16 protein-coding genes and 2 tRNA genes are annotated in these 15791 nt (G+C 59.8%); 8 read left to right on the top strand and 10 right to left on the bottom strand.

Features of this window, described 5'->3' with window-relative positions:
- Nucleotides 1-99: 99 nt before the first annotated feature.
- Entirely contained in the window at nt 100-471 is a 372-nt protein-coding gene (locus ACZ45C_RS05110) for a 2Fe-2S iron-sulfur cluster-binding protein (RefSeq protein ID WP_460559593.1), read from the top strand.
- 51 nt (nt 472-522) lie between these two features.
- Here the strand turns inward: ACZ45C_RS05110 and ACZ45C_RS05115 are convergent, their stop codons facing one another.
- Nucleotides 523-1569 (bottom strand): hypothetical protein, encoded by a 1047-nt coding sequence (locus ACZ45C_RS05115; protein WP_460559595.1) that lies wholly within the window; start codon nt 1567-1569, stop codon nt 523-525.
- Nucleotides 1570-1619: 50 nt separating this feature from the next.
- Nucleotides 1620-2339, bottom strand: a complete 720-nt coding sequence (locus ACZ45C_RS05120; RefSeq protein ID WP_460559597.1) for a DUF1405 domain-containing protein — start codon at nt 2337-2339, stop codon at nt 1620-1622.
- A 91-nt stretch (nt 2340-2430) separates the two neighbouring features.
- Between ACZ45C_RS05120 and ACZ45C_RS05125 the strand changes: the two genes are divergently transcribed.
- The 4 genes from ACZ45C_RS05125 to ACZ45C_RS05140 all read left to right on the top strand — a co-directional run bounded on the left by ACZ45C_RS05125 (nt 2431) and on the right by ACZ45C_RS05140 (nt 4524).
- Complete coding sequence (locus tag ACZ45C_RS05125; protein ID WP_460559599.1) at nt 2431-3063, top strand: FxsA family protein; 633 nt, start codon at nt 2431-2433, stop codon at nt 3061-3063.
- A gap of 115 nt (nt 3064-3178) precedes the next feature.
- Nucleotides 3179-3252, top strand: a tRNA-Ile gene (locus ACZ45C_RS05130).
- Nucleotides 3253-3610: 358 nt separating this feature from the next.
- Complete coding sequence (locus ACZ45C_RS05135) at nt 3611-3736, top strand: hypothetical protein (RefSeq protein ID WP_460559601.1); 126 nt, start codon at nt 3611-3613, stop codon at nt 3734-3736.
- Complete coding sequence (locus tag ACZ45C_RS05140; RefSeq protein WP_460559603.1) at nt 3736-4524, top strand: DNA adenine methylase; 789 nt, start codon at nt 3736-3738, stop codon at nt 4522-4524. The genes ACZ45C_RS05135 and ACZ45C_RS05140 overlap by 1 nt, the downstream gene beginning before the upstream one ends.
- Nucleotides 4525-4772: 248 nt before the next feature.
- Here ACZ45C_RS05140 and queC read toward each other — a convergent pair whose 3' ends face one another.
- From queC to ACZ45C_RS05155, 3 genes are all read right to left on the bottom strand, one after another.
- Entirely contained in the window at nt 4773-5462 is a 690-nt protein-coding gene (queC, locus tag ACZ45C_RS05145) for a 7-cyano-7-deazaguanine synthase QueC (protein WP_460559605.1), read from the bottom strand.
- Nucleotides 5463-5556: 94 nt separating this feature from the next.
- Complete coding sequence (locus ACZ45C_RS05150; RefSeq protein ID WP_460559607.1) at nt 5557-6333, bottom strand: 7-carboxy-7-deazaguanine synthase QueE; 777 nt, start codon at nt 6331-6333, stop codon at nt 5557-5559.
- Nucleotides 6333-6794 (bottom strand): 6-pyruvoyl trahydropterin synthase family protein, encoded by a 462-nt coding sequence (locus tag ACZ45C_RS05155; RefSeq protein ID WP_460559609.1) that lies wholly within the window; start codon nt 6792-6794, stop codon nt 6333-6335. Before ACZ45C_RS05155 ends, ACZ45C_RS05150 begins: the two co-directional genes overlap by 1 nt.
- 155 nt (nt 6795-6949) lie before the next feature.
- Between ACZ45C_RS05155 and ACZ45C_RS05160 the strand changes: the two genes are divergently transcribed.
- Entirely contained in the window at nt 6950-7780 is an 831-nt protein-coding gene (locus tag ACZ45C_RS05160) for an IS5 family transposase (protein ID WP_200532188.1), read from the top strand.
- Between the two features lie 678 nt (nt 7781-8458).
- On the opposite strand, the gene ACZ45C_RS05165 is transcribed toward ACZ45C_RS05160, so the two are convergent.
- Nucleotides 8459-9718, bottom strand: a complete 1260-nt coding sequence (locus tag ACZ45C_RS05165) for a DUF6884 domain-containing protein (RefSeq protein ID WP_464374331.1) — start codon at nt 9716-9718, stop codon at nt 8459-8461.
- Nucleotides 9719-9846: 128 nt separating this feature from the next.
- Here ACZ45C_RS05165 and ACZ45C_RS05170 point away from each other — a divergent pair, with 128 nt between their 5' ends.
- Nucleotides 9847-11121, top strand: a complete 1275-nt coding sequence (locus tag ACZ45C_RS05170) for an IS4 family transposase (protein ID WP_128906734.1) — start codon at nt 9847-9849, stop codon at nt 11119-11121.
- Between the two features lie 617 nt (nt 11122-11738).
- Here the strand turns inward: ACZ45C_RS05170 and ACZ45C_RS05175 are convergent.
- The 3 genes from ACZ45C_RS05175 to ACZ45C_RS05185 all read right to left on the bottom strand — a co-directional run bounded on the left by ACZ45C_RS05175 (nt 11739) and on the right by ACZ45C_RS05185 (nt 13615).
- Entirely contained in the window at nt 11739-11963 is a 225-nt protein-coding gene (locus ACZ45C_RS05175) for a transcriptional regulator (protein ID WP_460560506.1), read from the bottom strand.
- A gap of 380 nt (nt 11964-12343) precedes the next feature.
- Nucleotides 12344-12418: transfer RNA gene (locus ACZ45C_RS05180), tRNA-Glu, on the bottom strand.
- 132 nt (nt 12419-12550) lie between these two features.
- Nucleotides 12551-13615, bottom strand: a complete 1065-nt coding sequence (locus tag ACZ45C_RS05185; protein WP_460560504.1) for a zinc-binding metallopeptidase family protein — start codon at nt 13613-13615, stop codon at nt 12551-12553.
- A gap of 141 nt (nt 13616-13756) precedes the next feature.
- Here ACZ45C_RS05185 and ACZ45C_RS05190 point away from each other — a divergent pair, with 141 nt between their 5' ends.
- Nucleotides 13757-14806 carry a zinc-dependent metalloprotease gene (locus ACZ45C_RS05190; protein ID WP_460560502.1) on the top strand — a complete coding sequence of 350 codons (1050 nt, stop codon included), beginning with the start codon at nt 13757-13759 and terminating at the stop codon, nt 14804-14806.
- Between the two features lie 131 nt (nt 14807-14937).
- Here the strand turns inward: ACZ45C_RS05190 and ACZ45C_RS05195 are convergent, their stop codons facing one another.
- The gene (locus ACZ45C_RS05195) at nt 14938-15741 is read right to left on the bottom strand and encodes a hypothetical protein (RefSeq protein WP_460560500.1); all 804 of its coding nucleotides are present in this window, start codon (nt 15739-15741) and stop codon (nt 14938-14940) included.
- Between the last annotated feature and the right edge of the window lie 50 nt (nt 15742-15791).

A 15791-nucleotide genomic window follows, 5' to 3' on the forward strand; every position in this document is an offset into this window, starting at 1 on the left:
AGCCGGGCCGATATCCGCCGGCGGCTGTCGCTTCCGTCCCCTCGACGCCGACGCGATCGAGGGGATCCATTTTTGACGGGTCGGCGGGTACTCCGCGCTATGACCGAGTACACCGTCGAGTTCGTCGGCACCGGAGAGACGATCGAGGTGGCCGACACCGAGACGATCCTCCAGCCCTGCATCGAGGAGGGGATCGCGCAGGAGTACTCCTGTCGCGTCGGGATGTGTCTGGCCTGTTCCGCGGAGATAGTAGAGGGCGAGGTGACGCAACCGGCCGCACGCGGACTCACCGACGAGGAGGCGGAAGAGTACGCGCTCACCTGCATGGCGCGGCCGCAGTCCGACCTCACACTCGATCGGGGACAGTACCCGCCGAGCATCGAGGACGACGCGGCGACCGCGACGGGAACCGACGGCGACGGATCCGGGGACAACACGGCGACGGGCGGCGCAGCCGCGGACGACGACTGACCGGAACGACCCCCCACTGACGGACCGACTCCCGCCAGCCGTCGTCTCGCATCAGAACTCGAATCCGACGGCGTCGGACCGCGGCGTGAGCGGACTCGTCGGGTACGGCGGCGACGCCGTCGGGTCGTTGAACGCTCCGGGCGCGACGTCGTTCGGCGCGTCGGGGTAACACAGTGCGGCCAGCGTCTGGATCGCGGTCCGCCCGCTCGCCAGCTCGAACTGGCCGCCGCCGTACAGCCGGATCCCGTTCTCTCGGCAGTACGATATCGTCTCGAATAGCGATTCGAGCGTGCCGAACCGCGAGGGCTTGATGTTACACCATCCCGGCTCGACCGGCAGTTCGCGCAGGCTCTCGACGCCGTCGATCGGATAGTCGAAGGAGAGTCGCTCGGCCTGCGGCTCCACGAGAGCTCGCGTCTCCGGCGTCACGGCGGCGTCTTCGACGACGGCGGCCGGGAACGCGGCGAACACGTCGCGGTACAGTTCCGGGTCGGCCTCGACGTCGACGTCGGTCCCCTCGTACCAGCCCTTCAGGTCGAGGATCCGCACGGCGTCCGTCTCACGGAGGGTGACGAACGCCTCGTCGGGCCAGTCCGGCGTCGGGTCGAGTTTGAACTCCAGGTCGTCGTCGAGCGCCAACAGCTCCTCGACGCGATCGGTCGTCGGCGGGTCGCCGAGCCGGGTCGACACGACGAACCGGACGGGATCCGCCTCGATCCCGAGAAACTCGCCGAGCGACTCCCCGCGCTGACGCAGGGCCAGATCGAGTGCGGCGCTCTCGACCGCCCATCGTCGGTAGTGCCGAAAGTGCGCCTGAGTCGGCGGTCGCGCCGAAAAGAGATCGATGCCGTCGAGGTGTGTAGACAGCTCCGCGATCGTCCATTCGCCTTCGAGGTCGATCGGGTCTGTCTCCGCGAGCGCGTTGTGGTCCGCGGTCTCGTAGGTCACGTCCTCGCCGCGGCCGACGACGCCGTCGCCCGAGAGCCGGAACTCCGTGGTCGTCCGCTCGAAACCGCTCGTCGTCTCACTGACGTACCGCCGTCGTCCGACCGACTCGATCGTGACCGACAGATCGGCGACCCGCTCGTAGACGCTCATGTCGTCCCCGACGGTCCGGACGAACTTAAACGGGGATCGGTGGACGGAGTTCAGAGAGACTCGTCTCCGTTCCGTGACGCCGCCCGCTGCCGCAGCGTCGCGACCCGCGTCGCCAGCGTCCAGTACAGCGGCACGACGGTCAACGCGACCGCGCCGGCGGCCGCGACCTGCAGGACGGTAGTCGTGAACCACGGGGCAGAATCGGCGTACGGCAGCCACGTATGGGTCACGTCGCCGGTCACGGGGACGAAGTAGTCCATGAGGAGATCTATCGTGTACCACAGTGTCGCGACGCCGACCGCCTTCAGCGGGAAGTCGGTGATTCGGTGGAGCACGAACGCCTGCACGACCATTCCGAGGTGGCTCACGAAGAGGAACGCGTACATGACGGGCCCCGAGTTCGCGAGGAACTGCGGGTAAAATACCGCGAGCACGTACGGGGTCCATAGTCCGAGTTTGACGTTCCCGAAGAAGGCGAACGCGGCGAGGGTGTCGCTCGACCGACCAACCGCCCACGCCGCGAGCGCGAGCGCGATGAGCAGCGTCGCACCGGGGCTGTCGGGGATGAACAGCCACATCTCGGCCGGGAGCGCTCGGAACTGAGACCGATAGTACCAGAAGCCGAACGCGGTACCGGCGAGGTTGATCGCGACGATGACCCAGACGAACCGGAAGGCGATGTCTTCGAGCGCCGTCGGAAGAGGCGCGAGCCACCGGGGCAACGACTCGCTGTCCGGAGGGTCACGCCCGAGCGCGCCGGCGATGTCCATACCCTCGGGTCGGACCCGTCAGTCAAAGCCGTGGCGGTCGCGGAGGATCGGGACGAAAAGGGCTATGAGTCCCCGGCGGAAACTCGGTGGTATGCGCCCGCGAACGCTGCTCGCGCTGCTGCTCGTCGTCCCCCTCGTGGACGCGCTCTTCCTGATCGTGGTCGCGGAGCGGTTAGGCTGGCCGACCACCGTCGCACTGGTCGTGCTGACGGCGGTGCTCGGGATGCTGCTGCTCCGCGCCGAGGGGCGCGCGACGCTCGCACGGGTCCAACGGAAGCTCGCCCGCGGTGAGCCACCGACGGACGAACTGCTCGACGGCGGGCTGCTCATCGCCGCCGGCGCGTTCCTGCTCACGCCGGGGCTCGTCACCGACGCGGTCGGCTTCCTGTTCGCGTTCCCGCTCTCACGGGTTCCGATCCGGGTCGCGCTCAAGAAGTACGTCGTGGTCCCGTACCTCGACAGCGAGACCGGGGGCTTCACTACCGGGAACGTCTACGTGGGTGGGTTCCCCGGTGACGGCGGCGGATTCACGATGGGCGGGAGTTTCGGAGGCGGATTCGACGGCACCGACGACGTCGGACGATCGAACGACTCGACTGAGCGCGACACGGCCGGTAGCGATTCGGCTACTTCCGCCGAGGATTGGGGGGGAAGCGACGACGCAGACGATGTCGTCGACGTGGACTACACCGTCGAGGACGACGAGTCGAAGCGGACTGACTGACCGTTCGACAGCGAAAGACGGCCGGCGCTTCTGATCGAAATCGCGAGACGGCGACGCGACGATCGAAAGGAAACCCTTAAAATCCTACCCGCGCAACCACTGAATGCGCTCACCTGGGCCAATAGCTCAGTCAGGTTGAGCGCTCGGCTGATAACCGGGAGGTCCACGGTTCAAATCCGTGTTGGCCCACCTTAATTGAATTCGGGCCTCGCCCGAATGAATTGGTGGGCTGGGACTCCCCAGCCACCCAATTTCGTCGTTCTACACCGCTAGAGGTACCGCTGGCGTGCCTTGTCCGGGCAAGAATTAAGCCGGCAGTCCTCGCTGTCCTGCGATTCGTGACTATCCGGCACCTACGGTCACACTAAACCGGTATCGACGATCAGCGAGCAGCCTGGCTTCGAAATAGCCGGTCCACGGCGGTAGCACACAGACGACAGAGTTCGATATCGACCTCATCGCGGACGGGAGTCGCGGTCACAGTCCCTACCACGCTCGCGCAGTCAGCGTCGACGCGAACTCCACGCTTCGCGTCGAGATCGAGGCGGTGAACGGCTCGCTCGACATCACGCGGATCTTCTGTGAGGGAGACAGCGTCCACGACGCCGACGTGCCGGACTGGGTCAGGCGCGTCGCCAAGGTGGTCGGCGAGCGACTCGACGGAGGTACCTGATGGCGGACGCCGTCTTTCCTTTCCCGGGCGGGAAGAGCCGCTTCGCGTCGTGGATCCTCGACCAGACGCCCGAGCACACCTGCTTCGTGGAAGTGTTCGGGGGTGCGGCCGGCGTCCTCGCGAACAAGGACTCGGACACGAGCGACGTCGAGGTGTACAACGACCGCGACGGCGACCTGGTGCAGTTCTTTGAGGTGCTCCGCGACCGCTGCGAGGAGCTGGTCGAGTGGCTTGATCGGACGCCGTACTCGCGCGAAATCTACGACGAGTGGGCGCACAAGTTCTTCCACGGCTACCGGCCAGCCGACCCGATCGAGCGCGCCGGCCAGTTCTTCTACCTCCGGTACACGCAGTGGGGCGCGACGTACGACAGCATCGCCGGGTTCGGGACCTCGAAGGTCCGGAGTCAGGCCCAGTCGTACACGAACAAGGTCGACCGCCTCGATGAGTTCGCCGACCGGTTCGCAGACGTAGTCATCGAGAACCCCGACTGGGCCGAGGTCTTCGAGAAGTACGACAGCGCGGACACCGTGTTCTATTGCGACCCGCCGTACGTCGGCTATGAGGACTACTACCTCGTGAACACGATCGACCACGAGGCGCTCGTCGACGGGCTCGCGGGGTTGGAGGGTGACTGGATCTGCGCGGACGAGTATCTTCCGGACGGGTTCGAAGACGTGTACGTGCTCGATCGCGACGAGAAGCGATTCATCAACAACGGGAAGCGCGGGTCCTCGAAGGACGCGAAGGAGCGGCTCGTGATGAACTTCGAGCCGGAGGGGATGTGAACCAAGACGAGAACGGTCACTAAGTCTATTTTCTCGGCTCTGTTGGGCTCTTATTTCACGGTGACTCCCACTACCCGTATTGGATGTAGCACATCTACCAGTTACCGACTCAGCCTCGATAGGTTATTCGATCAGCAGTACAGACGATGGACTCTGCAGTAGCGCCAGGCTTCGCTGTACTTACAGGCGATCCGGGCACTGGATCCTGACCTGACCGAGCCAAAGCGGCCTTGTTTTGCACAGGGGTGTTACGAGAACTTCGGCCGCTTAGCGTACGCGATCGGGTCGCGTGACCCGGCATTTCGAAACGCCTCCAGCCGGAACGCACAAGCATCACACGTTCCACACGCCGGCTCCTGCTCCCGGTAACACGACCAGGTCATCTCGTACGGGACACCGAGCTCTAAGCCGCGCTCAGCGATGTCCGATTTTGACCACTCGACGAACGGCGCTTTCAAATCAATCTCCGTCTCCGGCTTCGTCCCAACGTCGATCACTTGCTGAAACGCGTCGAAAAAGGCCGGCCGACAGTCTGGATACCCGGAGAAATCCTCCGAGTGCGCGCCGATGAACAGTGTCGAGGAGTCGGTTGCTTCCGCGTACGAGGTCGCCATCGACAACAGGTTCGCGTTCCGGAACGGGACATATGATGTCGGGATCTCGTCACTCTCTAGGTCCGCGTCAGCCACGTCCATCTCTTCGTCAGTCAGACTCGACCCACCGATCTGCACGAGGTGGCCCGTTTCGATATGGAGAAAGTCTGCTGCGTCAACCTCGCCAGCGAGTGCCTCCGCGCACTCGAACTCTTTGGCTTCCGTGCGTTGCCCGTACGAAGTGTGGAGAAAGTACGGTTCGTACCCTTGCTCCATCGCCTCGTACACGGCCGTCGCACTATCCATCCCCCCAGACACCAGGACCACCGCACTTTCAGTACTCATGAGTTTGCTGTTGTATCGAATTCGTCTTCGCTCTGTCCATCAGGTTGCACTTGTATCACGGCATACCCCCGATTCACGTGTTCTAGTGAGACGTTCATGTCCCTGGGGCGTCGTTCCACAGATCCACGTGGAGTCGTGGCGTGTATCGGTACCCATGCTCCATCGCTAGTTCTGCCACGCGGCTTCGCGTCCTATCGAGTTTCTCACGCATCATGCCTTCCGGCATCAACAACACGTCCTCGTCCGCCAACGTCGACGCCGTCGCCGTCCGCACCCGCTCAACGAGGTCCGTGATTTCTGGGAGATCTGACTCATCGGTTACGACAAACTTGAGTTGCGTTTCGTATTCATCAACCATCTGGGAGAGTGCATCCATATCGATCCGATTCTCTTCGTGCTTTTTTTCCCACTCCCCGTCGCCTTTCGGATCACGGTCCGGCGTCGGCGTGCTGCTCGCCAGCTTCGGACTGATGCTTGCGATGTCGATCGGTGCATCCCGGTAGATGGTCCCGTTTGTCTCCACTGTCGTATGATACCCGTCTGCGGCGAGCCGTTCGAGGAGATCTACAGACTCCTCGTGAATGAGTGGTTCCCCGCCAGTGAGGACGACGTGGTTCGCCTGATCGTGTGACTGTACTTCTGCGACAATGGAATCAACATCGCGCCACGCACCGGTCGGCTCCCATGACGTGTGGTACGAATCACAGAACCAACAGCGCAGGTTACACCCGGAGGTTCTCACAAACATTGAGGGCACGCCGACAAGCATTCCCTCGCCCTGTAACGAGTAGAACACTTCGTTGATCGGGAGACCCTCAGCAGCCGCCTCAGCGTCTGTTGTGGGTTCTTCCACGTCACTAGCGACCGGCATCAGTACGTCGCACAGAGCTCGCGGGTTTCACTGACTGCCACTGAGACATTTGAAACGGTATCCGGGAACGCGTCAAGCATGCGTTGTTCAAGCAGCACGCTCATCACTTCCGCCGTTGGCGGCTGATCGAGGACGACGAGGGCGTCACCGTCCCCCGACATCTCGAATGCATCGACGAGCGGATCACCCTCTTCGACGAGGAATCGGTGATCCCACGCATCGATGACATCAATCACGTCGCCTTTGTCGACGACCCATCCCTCCTCGGTGAGCTTGCCGGTCACCTCGACAGTAATCTCGTAATTGTGGCCGTGTGGCCGCGAACACTTCCCGTCATGATCGAGGATACGGTGTCCCGAACTGATCCGAATGGGCTTGTGCTTTCCAATTTGGAGGATCCGTTGGTTGGCATCAAGTTCGGCCGCCGACAATGCCCCCTTCGTAGATATTCTTTGAGACATACTTTGAGAATACTGTGAGAATATATAATCCTTAGCTTTCAGACGCATCAAGACCAGCTTCCGTCGAAGAAGTCCGGCGGCTGTGTTGAATCGCCATACAGCAGCGAGATAGGCCGCTAAATCAAAGGAGCTGAAGCGGGAGAATGCGGTTGTCTATGACGCAAATCTCCCGCTTCATCGGGGAAGTTGTGCCGGTTGCTCAAAGAGTTACTGGCGATGGAGGCGAATCCGCCGCCCCGGACGGTGGCGGCGGATTCGCCGACTATGCACTCGTTTCCCTTCACTGTCTGCGGATTTACCTCGATTCATCGTACCGCATGACGATCGACCTGCTCAAAGAGATGCCACAAATAACCGGGGAGATCGGCCTCAACGCGGCCGATCTCCCCGCACCGTCCACGTTGTGTAAGGCGTTCGATCGGATCAGCATGAGCGTCTGTCGAGTGCTGCTGCGCCAGTCGGCGCAGCTGCACGATCTCTCTGAACACGCCGCGATTGACGCCACGTTCTACGACCGCTCACCAGCGAGCCGCCACTACTGCCAGCGAATCAGCTACCGCGTTCAAAAACTCAAAGTCACAAAACTCGTCGATACAGCGTCTCAAGCCGTCCTTGACGTTCACTGCTCAACGAATCGGGAAGGAAGCGACGCAGACCTTGCTGAGCAGATCGCCCGCCGGAACGCGGGCGATCTGCGGTCTCTCGCGGCCGATAAAGGCTATGACAAGCAATCGCTTCGTGAAGGATTACGTGAGATCGGGATCAGACCGCTGATCAAGCACCGTATCTTCGCTTCGTACGATCACGCCCACAACGCTAGAATCGACGATAACCGCTACAATCAGCGCTCTATGACCGAAACTGTGAACTCGGCTGTGAAGCGCTCGCTCGGCTTCGCCGTGCGAGCGCGGTCATGGTTTCGTGAGTTCCGCGAGATCGCGCTGATGTGTGTCGTCTATAACATCAAGCGCTTCGTCAAACAGTGAATCTCTACGCCTTACAGCGATTCAACACAGCCAGTCCGGCCCAATAGTGGTTTCAAATAGGGTTCGGTGAAATACTCTGGCAGGTTAAACACACTACCACAGCAAGGAACGGACATCAGAAAGTCACAACACCATGAGTAATGTGTTCAAATGTGGGCGTTATACCACGCAAGCGATCTCGCAATAGGTTGGATCATTTCTCGTCCCCCCAGCAATGTGTACAAAGAATCGAAACCCTTCCTCCTCAAACCACTTGGTTAAGACATCCAACACCTCGCTCTCATTCATAATGTAGAGATATGTTACTTTTGACGATAATCATTGTACTGCCGCTGATAAATTTGTGTCCAAGACTACGTCGCCCGACTATAATGATTAGGATTACTTGAGGGATTACGGTACATTTTTGCCTGTGTAACAGGTCTAGAGATCAATCTTTGAATTAGCTGACCAAGATTGTCCTCGACAACGAAAGGGAATAATGTTTCCCAAGTACGTTTGCCCAACCAATCCCGGAGATAATTTATTTGTTTTCGATCTTTCTGTCGCTTATAATTTGCCTTGAGCAGACCGTGTTGATCCGTGTGATAATATCCCCGTACGAATAGCCACTCGTGAGAGAAGGATTGAGATGATCGAATGGAGTTGGAGGATTTCTGATTGGGAGATTTAGCCTTGTTAGTCTACACTTGCAAACGTACTCCGTCGCCCTGATTGAATAGATGGCTCGTCATTCAGCCATTCCTTGAGCTTGCTCAGTTGTATTCCTATTTTGCCTTCCGCAGTTACGATTGGAGCATCTGTTATTTCTCGCGATTTCAGAGTTCTGAGGACGTTTTCTATTGGTTTTCGATAGTCTTCTCCTCCACAGCAGAAGATTTCGTTGTAGGATCGATACTTAAGATAGGTGTAGAGATCGCAGCCGAGTTGCTCCAGTTTCTCTTCGGATAGGTCTCCGGATAGTACTGAATCGTAATCCTGAATCAGATGCTCACCTTGGATAAGTCCGTATTTTGCAGAGTAGATTAGTAGGTCCACTTGCTCTTTCGGATTCTTGGTTTCGCCTCTCCATTTGTCGTACGTCTGGAAGAATTGACCACAATATCGTTTCTCCGAAGGTAGCCGCCCCGGCGAATTGATCTTACCGTTGCTGCACGGGAGAATAAGTAGATTTTCCGCACTGTTTGTGCCCGTCGTCGTGTTGTGTTTGATGAAGCTCCTCACGCTGCGGAACCGCCAATCTCGAGCCTTTCGTCGATTGTTGTACTGGCTCTTGTATTTGTAGACCCAGCCCTTGTAATCCGCACCGAAGAGATCGAGATCCTCGAAAAGTTCGTGACGCTCAGGGTGATAGCAACCGAGTGCGAACAACCACTCGTCCTCGTAGTGCTCCCGAATTCGCCGGAGAACGGCTTCCATGTACTCATCGCTATCAACGTGTGCGAACGCGCCACTCCTCTCACCGGCCTTCTTTAGAAGTCCTCCAACGGCGACGTGATCATATCCCAGATCCTGAAGCTGGTCGAAGCAGTCCAAGTACTCGTCTACGTCAGTACCCTGAGCGACTCCTACGAGATTGAAATTATAATTATAATCCTCGTAGGTGTTCATAGCGTCGATAGCCTCAGAGACTGTCTCATCGGAATTGTTCAGCTTGTCGATGATGATGCCATAATCGGCATCCATGGCTTCGTATCGATTGAACAGTTCTTCGTAGGATTCGAATTGAGATCCTTCCTTGAGGAAGGCACCCGAGTCGACGAAGCGAATTGTCTCATTTCTGATTTCTTGTCCGATACTGGTCAGTTCCTCGGAGATATCGAGATATCGGCTCTCGTCATCGTATTCGAATCCGTCATTTCGGTCGTAGAAATTGCCAGATGCGGGGAAGTCACGAATGAAATCCTCAACGTTAGGGGACACGTTGGCGTGGGTCATCACCCCTAGACCACATCCGTCTTTAGCTAAGCGAAGAACCGCGTGACAGCAGCGGCTTATCGAGGCTACTTTTCGGAAGGAATGAGGAGGTGTCGAGTGTGTACAACGAGACCTCCTCATCGAGAATCTTGCGTCGTCTCACTACACTGTTTCCCTCTGAGTTCCTTGAAGAGCACGCCGAGGAACTCGGCGTGGTCGAACGGGAGGGGAAGCTTCAGATTCCCGTCCTCGTGTGGGCGCTTGTGTTCGGCTTCGCCGCAGGCGAGAGCCGAACACTCGCTGGATTTAGACGCAGCTACAACTCTACAGCCGATGAGACGATCTCTCCCGGTGGCTTCTATCACCGGTTGACACCGTCACTTGCAGAGTATCTCCGCGACCTCGTCGAGCGTGGTCTCGACGAGGTCGCTGTTCCCGACGCTGTTGACGCTGATATCAACCGATTCAGGGACGTGATGATCGCTGATGGAACGGTGTTGCGGTTGCACGAGTTCCTTTCCGACGAGTTCCAAGCTCGCCACGAGGAGCAGGCTGGAGCGAAGCTCCACCTGCTCCACAATGCCACCGACCAGACGATTGAACGAATCGATGTGACCGATGAAAAAGCGCACGACAGCACGCTGTTCAAGACGGGATCGTGGCTGCATGGACGGCTGGTTTTGTTCGACCTAGCGTACTTCAAGTACCGCCGCTTTGCGCTGATCGACGAGAACGACGGCTACTTCGTGAGCCGGTTGAAGCAGAACGCGAATCCGGTGATAACAGAGGAACTACGGGAATGGCGCGGCCGCGCCATTCCCTTGGAAGGGGAGAATATCCACGACGTGGTCGGTGATCTCTCGCGGGAGTACATTGACGTAGAGGTCGAAGCGGAGTTCAAGCGGGGTCAGTACGAGGGAACACGGTCGCTAGACACGAAGCGGTTCCGCGTCGTCGGCGTCCGGGACGAGGACGCCGACGACTACCATCTGTATATCACAAATCTACCGAGAGAAGAGTTTCTCCCAGCAGATCTAGGGACGCTGTATCGGTGTCGATGGGAGGTAGAAACGCTGTTTCGTGAGTTGAAGACGCAATACGAACTAGATGAGTTCGACACGAGCAACCCTGTTGTGGTGGAGATTTTGCTGTATGCGGCGTTGCTGTCGCTGCTAGTGAGCCGTGAGTTGTTGGATCTGGTCACCGAGCAGGCTGACGACGAGATTGTGTTTCCACCGGAACGCTGGGCGGCGACCTTCCGGTCGCACGCCCAGCTTGTTCTCCACGAACTCGGTGAGTACCTCGGCTACTCACCACCACCGTTGCTGGAGCGGCTCATCGAGGATGCTCAGAAGATCCATCAACAACGACCGATCTTACAAGAGACGCTCGCTACCGCTACACAACCGAGGTGTGAGTCTTAGCTAAAGACGAATGGAGCAGAGATGTAGCCGCCACTACGGACTGGGCAGCTCCAGAATTTTCATTTAGTGATTTGACTAAACCCGATAAATCAATTTGGGATATGTGAAAAATTAAGGAAAACTCGTTAATCATATTTTTGAGGTTTCTATTTGGATCTTGCGTGCGATATTAAATACGGTGAAGATTCCTAGAAACATCATAGTTAATTGAACTGCCAGAATTCCCGATCCATTGAGATAGACTGAATGAGTCGATCAATACCCTCGTTGCGAAGGTTCCCGAGAACTCCAATAGTCATTCCGGCTAGCAAAGATCGATCGGGTGTTGGTATGATCTCACAAGGACATCTGACTGTTTGATAAGGGGAATCCATTCCTAAGAAGACCTCCACAGTTCCTGAATTGATTTCAGAGATTGAACTGAAAATCTGCGAGAGGGGTTCAAGCACCATACGTCACACTGAGTAACAATAATAAAGAATCTACCTATCACACAAGGCTACTCTACGAGGGAAAAGTTCTACATCGTCCACTCAATTGGGATTGACTTCTTTCATGAGGTAAGTGTGACCACCGCGACAATGCCGAATCCGGCGAATAGGAAGTTAGATCGATGTTCATTCGTCTTCTAGTTCGTCGACATTGAGTTCTCCCGTGCGGTAGGCGGAGCCACGCTCAGTAATCTCATAGCGATCTCTTTCGATTCGCTTAACTAACCCTGATTTGGATAATTCCGAGAGCCTTCTGCCAACAGCTTCTCGACTCTTATCGATGTTGTAAGCAATAATCGTCGGAGAAAGTACGAGGCCCGCATTCAGCACCTCAAGGATGCGATCATCCATAGGTGCCATCCAGGCTGCGGGCTGGCGCATAGGTGACGATACACAATCGCCACCGGGGAGCAAGAATCCCCCGACTGACGACAGACGGTTCGACGCTGACTGACGAATACCAGAAGCGCTCGCGACGACCCGTGACGCGCTTGACACCGCCCTCGCCACGGTGGTGAGGCGTGAGTCGATCGTCGGGTGCGAAGTGCGCCGGAACCGTCGCCGTTCGGTGTCAGCATACACGGAAAGGGACCGCGCAGCCCGATTCCTCACCAAACCACCGTACCGTGCTCGGCTATACGGCTGCCCACTCAAACCGCGTAAGTAGATTCGGCTGTGACGTTCATTCACGTATCCCTAGCGAAAAACACAAGACTGCGAGGGGAAAGAGATGCTCCGGCTGGGATTCGAACCCAGGTCATTGCCGTGAGAGGGCAATATGATTGGCCGGACTACACCACCAGAGCGCACGTCCGTTGACGCATTCTTCGGTATGAAAGGCGATTGTAAAACAGTTCCGTTTCGCCGCTTCCGTGCCCCGGTTTAGCGTGACAGAGACCGGCGTTCATCGGCGTCGCGACGGTCGTCGTCGGACCGGATCACACGTCGACGGCGAGCGGCGTCGCGTCGGACGCGTCTTCGGCGATCGCAGAGAGGAGGTCTGCGACCGCGTCGAGGTCGCCGGTATCGATCACTTCGACGGGCGTGTGCATGTAGCGGTTCGGGATCGAGAGGGTGAGCGACGGGACGCCGCCACGAGCGGTGTAGAAGGCATCCGCGTCGGTGCCGGTCCGCGATCCGGCCGCCTGCAGTTGCACCTCGATGCCGGCGTCGGCCGCGGCGGCCGTGGCGAGGTCGACGAGCGCGGGGTGGTTCGCGCTCCCGCGGCTGACGACCGGTCCGGCCCCCAGTTCGACGGGTCCGCGGTGCTCGCGGTCGATGTCCGGATTGTCGGTGGCGTGGGTGACGTCGACGGCGATGAACGCGTCCACGTCGTCGAGGTCGACTCCGACCATTCGCGCGCCTTGGAGCCCGACCTCCTCTTGTACCGTGGAAACGGCGTAGACGGTGGGGTCCGCGTCGGCGTCGACCGCGCGACGGAGCCCCTCGGCGGCCGCCCACGTGCCGGCTCGGTTGTCGACCCCGCGCGCGGCGAGCCGGTCACCGACCAGCTCCGCTTCGGCGGTCGAGAACGTGACGGGGTCGCCGATTTCGACGTTCGCGCGGGCCTCGTCGGCGTCCGCAGCGCCGATATCGACGAACTGCCCCGCGATGTCCTCGTACTCGTCGTCGCTGGTGTCGCGGAGGTGGATCGCGGTCTGGCCGATCACGCCGTTGACGGGCTCGTCGGCGTGGACGGTGACGTGTTGCCCCTTCGAGACGGTGCGGTCGGAACCCCCGATCCGGCCGATCCGGAGGTAGCCGTCGTCGAGGACGTCCCGGACGATGAAGCCGATCTCGTCGGCGTGGCCCGTGAACGCGATCGTCGGCGCATCGGGGTCGCCCTCGTGAACGGCGACCGCGTTGCCGTAGGCGTCCGTAGACACGTCGTCTGCGAACCCGCGGACGTACTCGGTCCAGACGCGCTGGCTCGCCGTCTCGAATCCGGACGGGCTGGCGGTGGCGAGCAGGTCGTCGAGGAACGCTCGCTGTGGCTCGTTCATGGGTGTGGCTGTCGTGGTGCGAATAATAAACCGCCGGATCCGACATTCGGACCGGTGTCAGTACTCGCATCAGAGACCTCCGTCGCCGCTCGTCGACGGCGCCGGCACAAGGGATTTGAGGCGGGTCCGCGTCCGATCCGTATGGATATCCTCCGAAGCGTCCGGGCCGTCTCCGAGGCTTCCGGTTCCGGCGTCGTCGACTGGGATCGGGCCGCCGCGGCCGCGAAGGCGAGCACAGATCCCGGACCGCTCGAACTCACCGCCGCGGAGCGGAGGGGATACGCGGCCGACGTCCGCGACGCGAACGCTCGTCTCCGCGAAGTGGCGGGGATCGACTTCGACGTGCCGGAGGCGATCGAGGTGCAGAACCGACACCACTGGATCGACGCGAGCGTCGACACTTTCCGGCAGGTGATGGCTCCGATCGAGGCGGCCGCGACCGATTCGGCCACGACCGATCGGGGTGCGAGCGATTCCGAGAGCCGGTCGACTGTCGCACTCGGTGACGCGTCTGCAGTCCGTGGGACGTGGGAGCCGGTGCGTGACCTCTCCCGGATCGCCAACACCGGATCGATGGCGTTCGCGCTCGGGTTCCTCGCGCGAAACGTGCTCGGGCAGTACGACCCCCTGTTGCTCGCCGACGAGCCCGACGCCGATCACGGCCTGTACTTCGTCCACCCGAACATCGTCCGGGTCGCGGCGATGCTGGACGTCGAGACACCTCGATTCAGGCGGTGGATCGCCTTCCACGAGGTGACGCACGCGGCCGAGTTCGGCGCGGCACCGTGGCTCCCCGAGTATCTCGAATCTCGGGTCGAACGCGGCGTCGACGGGCTCTCGACCGGCGGCTTCGATCCGGCCGCGTTCGCGGAGCTTCAGACGGCGATGACGGCGGTCGAGGGGTACGCGGAGACGCTCATGGACCGCGCGTTCGACGGCGAGTACGCCGACCTGCGCCGGAAGCTCGACGCCCGGCGTGGAGGTGGCGGACCGGTACAGCGACTCGCGCGCCGACTGCTCGGTCTCGGACTCAAACGCCGGCAGTACGAGCGCGGCGCGGCCTTCTTCTCGTACGTCGCCGACGCTCGCGGAATCGAGGCCGCGAGCGCCGTCTGGAACGGTCCACAGAACCTACCGACAGACGCCGAGATCGACGATCCGGCGGCGTGGCTCACGCGCGTCGATCCGTGACCGGCGGCGAACAACGTCTCGGTTGACATCCTTCCGCGCCTGAAGACGCGGGTATTCGCCTCGCCTTTTATAAATCGCCAGCGTTCTCCTCGCCACCTCGCGGTTTTTGGATGCCTCCAGCGGCCCTACCGTTATCGGCCGTCCGCAGCTTCGCTGTCGGTCCCGTCGTCGTCATCCGTCTGCTCGCCGTCCGTCTGCTCGTCATCCGTATCTGTTTTTTGTACGGTTTCTTCGACCTTCTCGTCGACGGTTTTCTCTACCTTCTCGTCGACCGTCTCCTCGACTTTCTCTCCGACCGTCTCTTCGACCGTTTCTTCGACCTTCTCGCCGACTGTTTCCTCGACGGTTTTCTCGACGGATTCCCCGACGGTCTTCTCGACCGTCTCTTCGACTTTCTCGCCGACCGTTTCCTCGACGGTTTTCTCGACGGATTCCCCGACAGTCTTCTCGACCGTTTCTTCGACCTTCTCGCCGACCGTTTCCTCGACCTTCTCGCCGACTGTCTCTTCGACTTTCTCGCCGACCGTCTTTTCGACCGTTTCGCCGACGGTTTTCTCCACGGTTTCGCCGACTTTCTCGTCGACGGTCTTCTCCACGGTCTTCTCGACCGTCTCACCGACGGTCTCCTCGACTTTACCGGTCACCTCCTTGTCGACGGTGTCGCCCACGGTCTTCTCCACTTCCCTGTTGACCGTGTCGCCGACGGTCTTCTCCACTTCCTTGCCGACCTGATCTGCGACTTCGCGAGTCATCCAATCAGGGTCGAAGCGGGCCATCTTCCAGACGACGTGGACGACGTAGGACGCGAACACGCCCACCCCGAACGCGACGCCGACGTTGTTGGGTTCGAACGTCGCAATGAGCGCGATAGACACCACGATCAACGCGCCGTACGCGATGTCCGTGATCGCGTCCACGCGGGCGGGACTCACCATCGTCACGTCCCCTCCGTACCAGCGTCTCGACCTGTCGCTCCCGGATGTCG

The organism is Halorubrum pallidum (genome assembly GCF_055380345.1).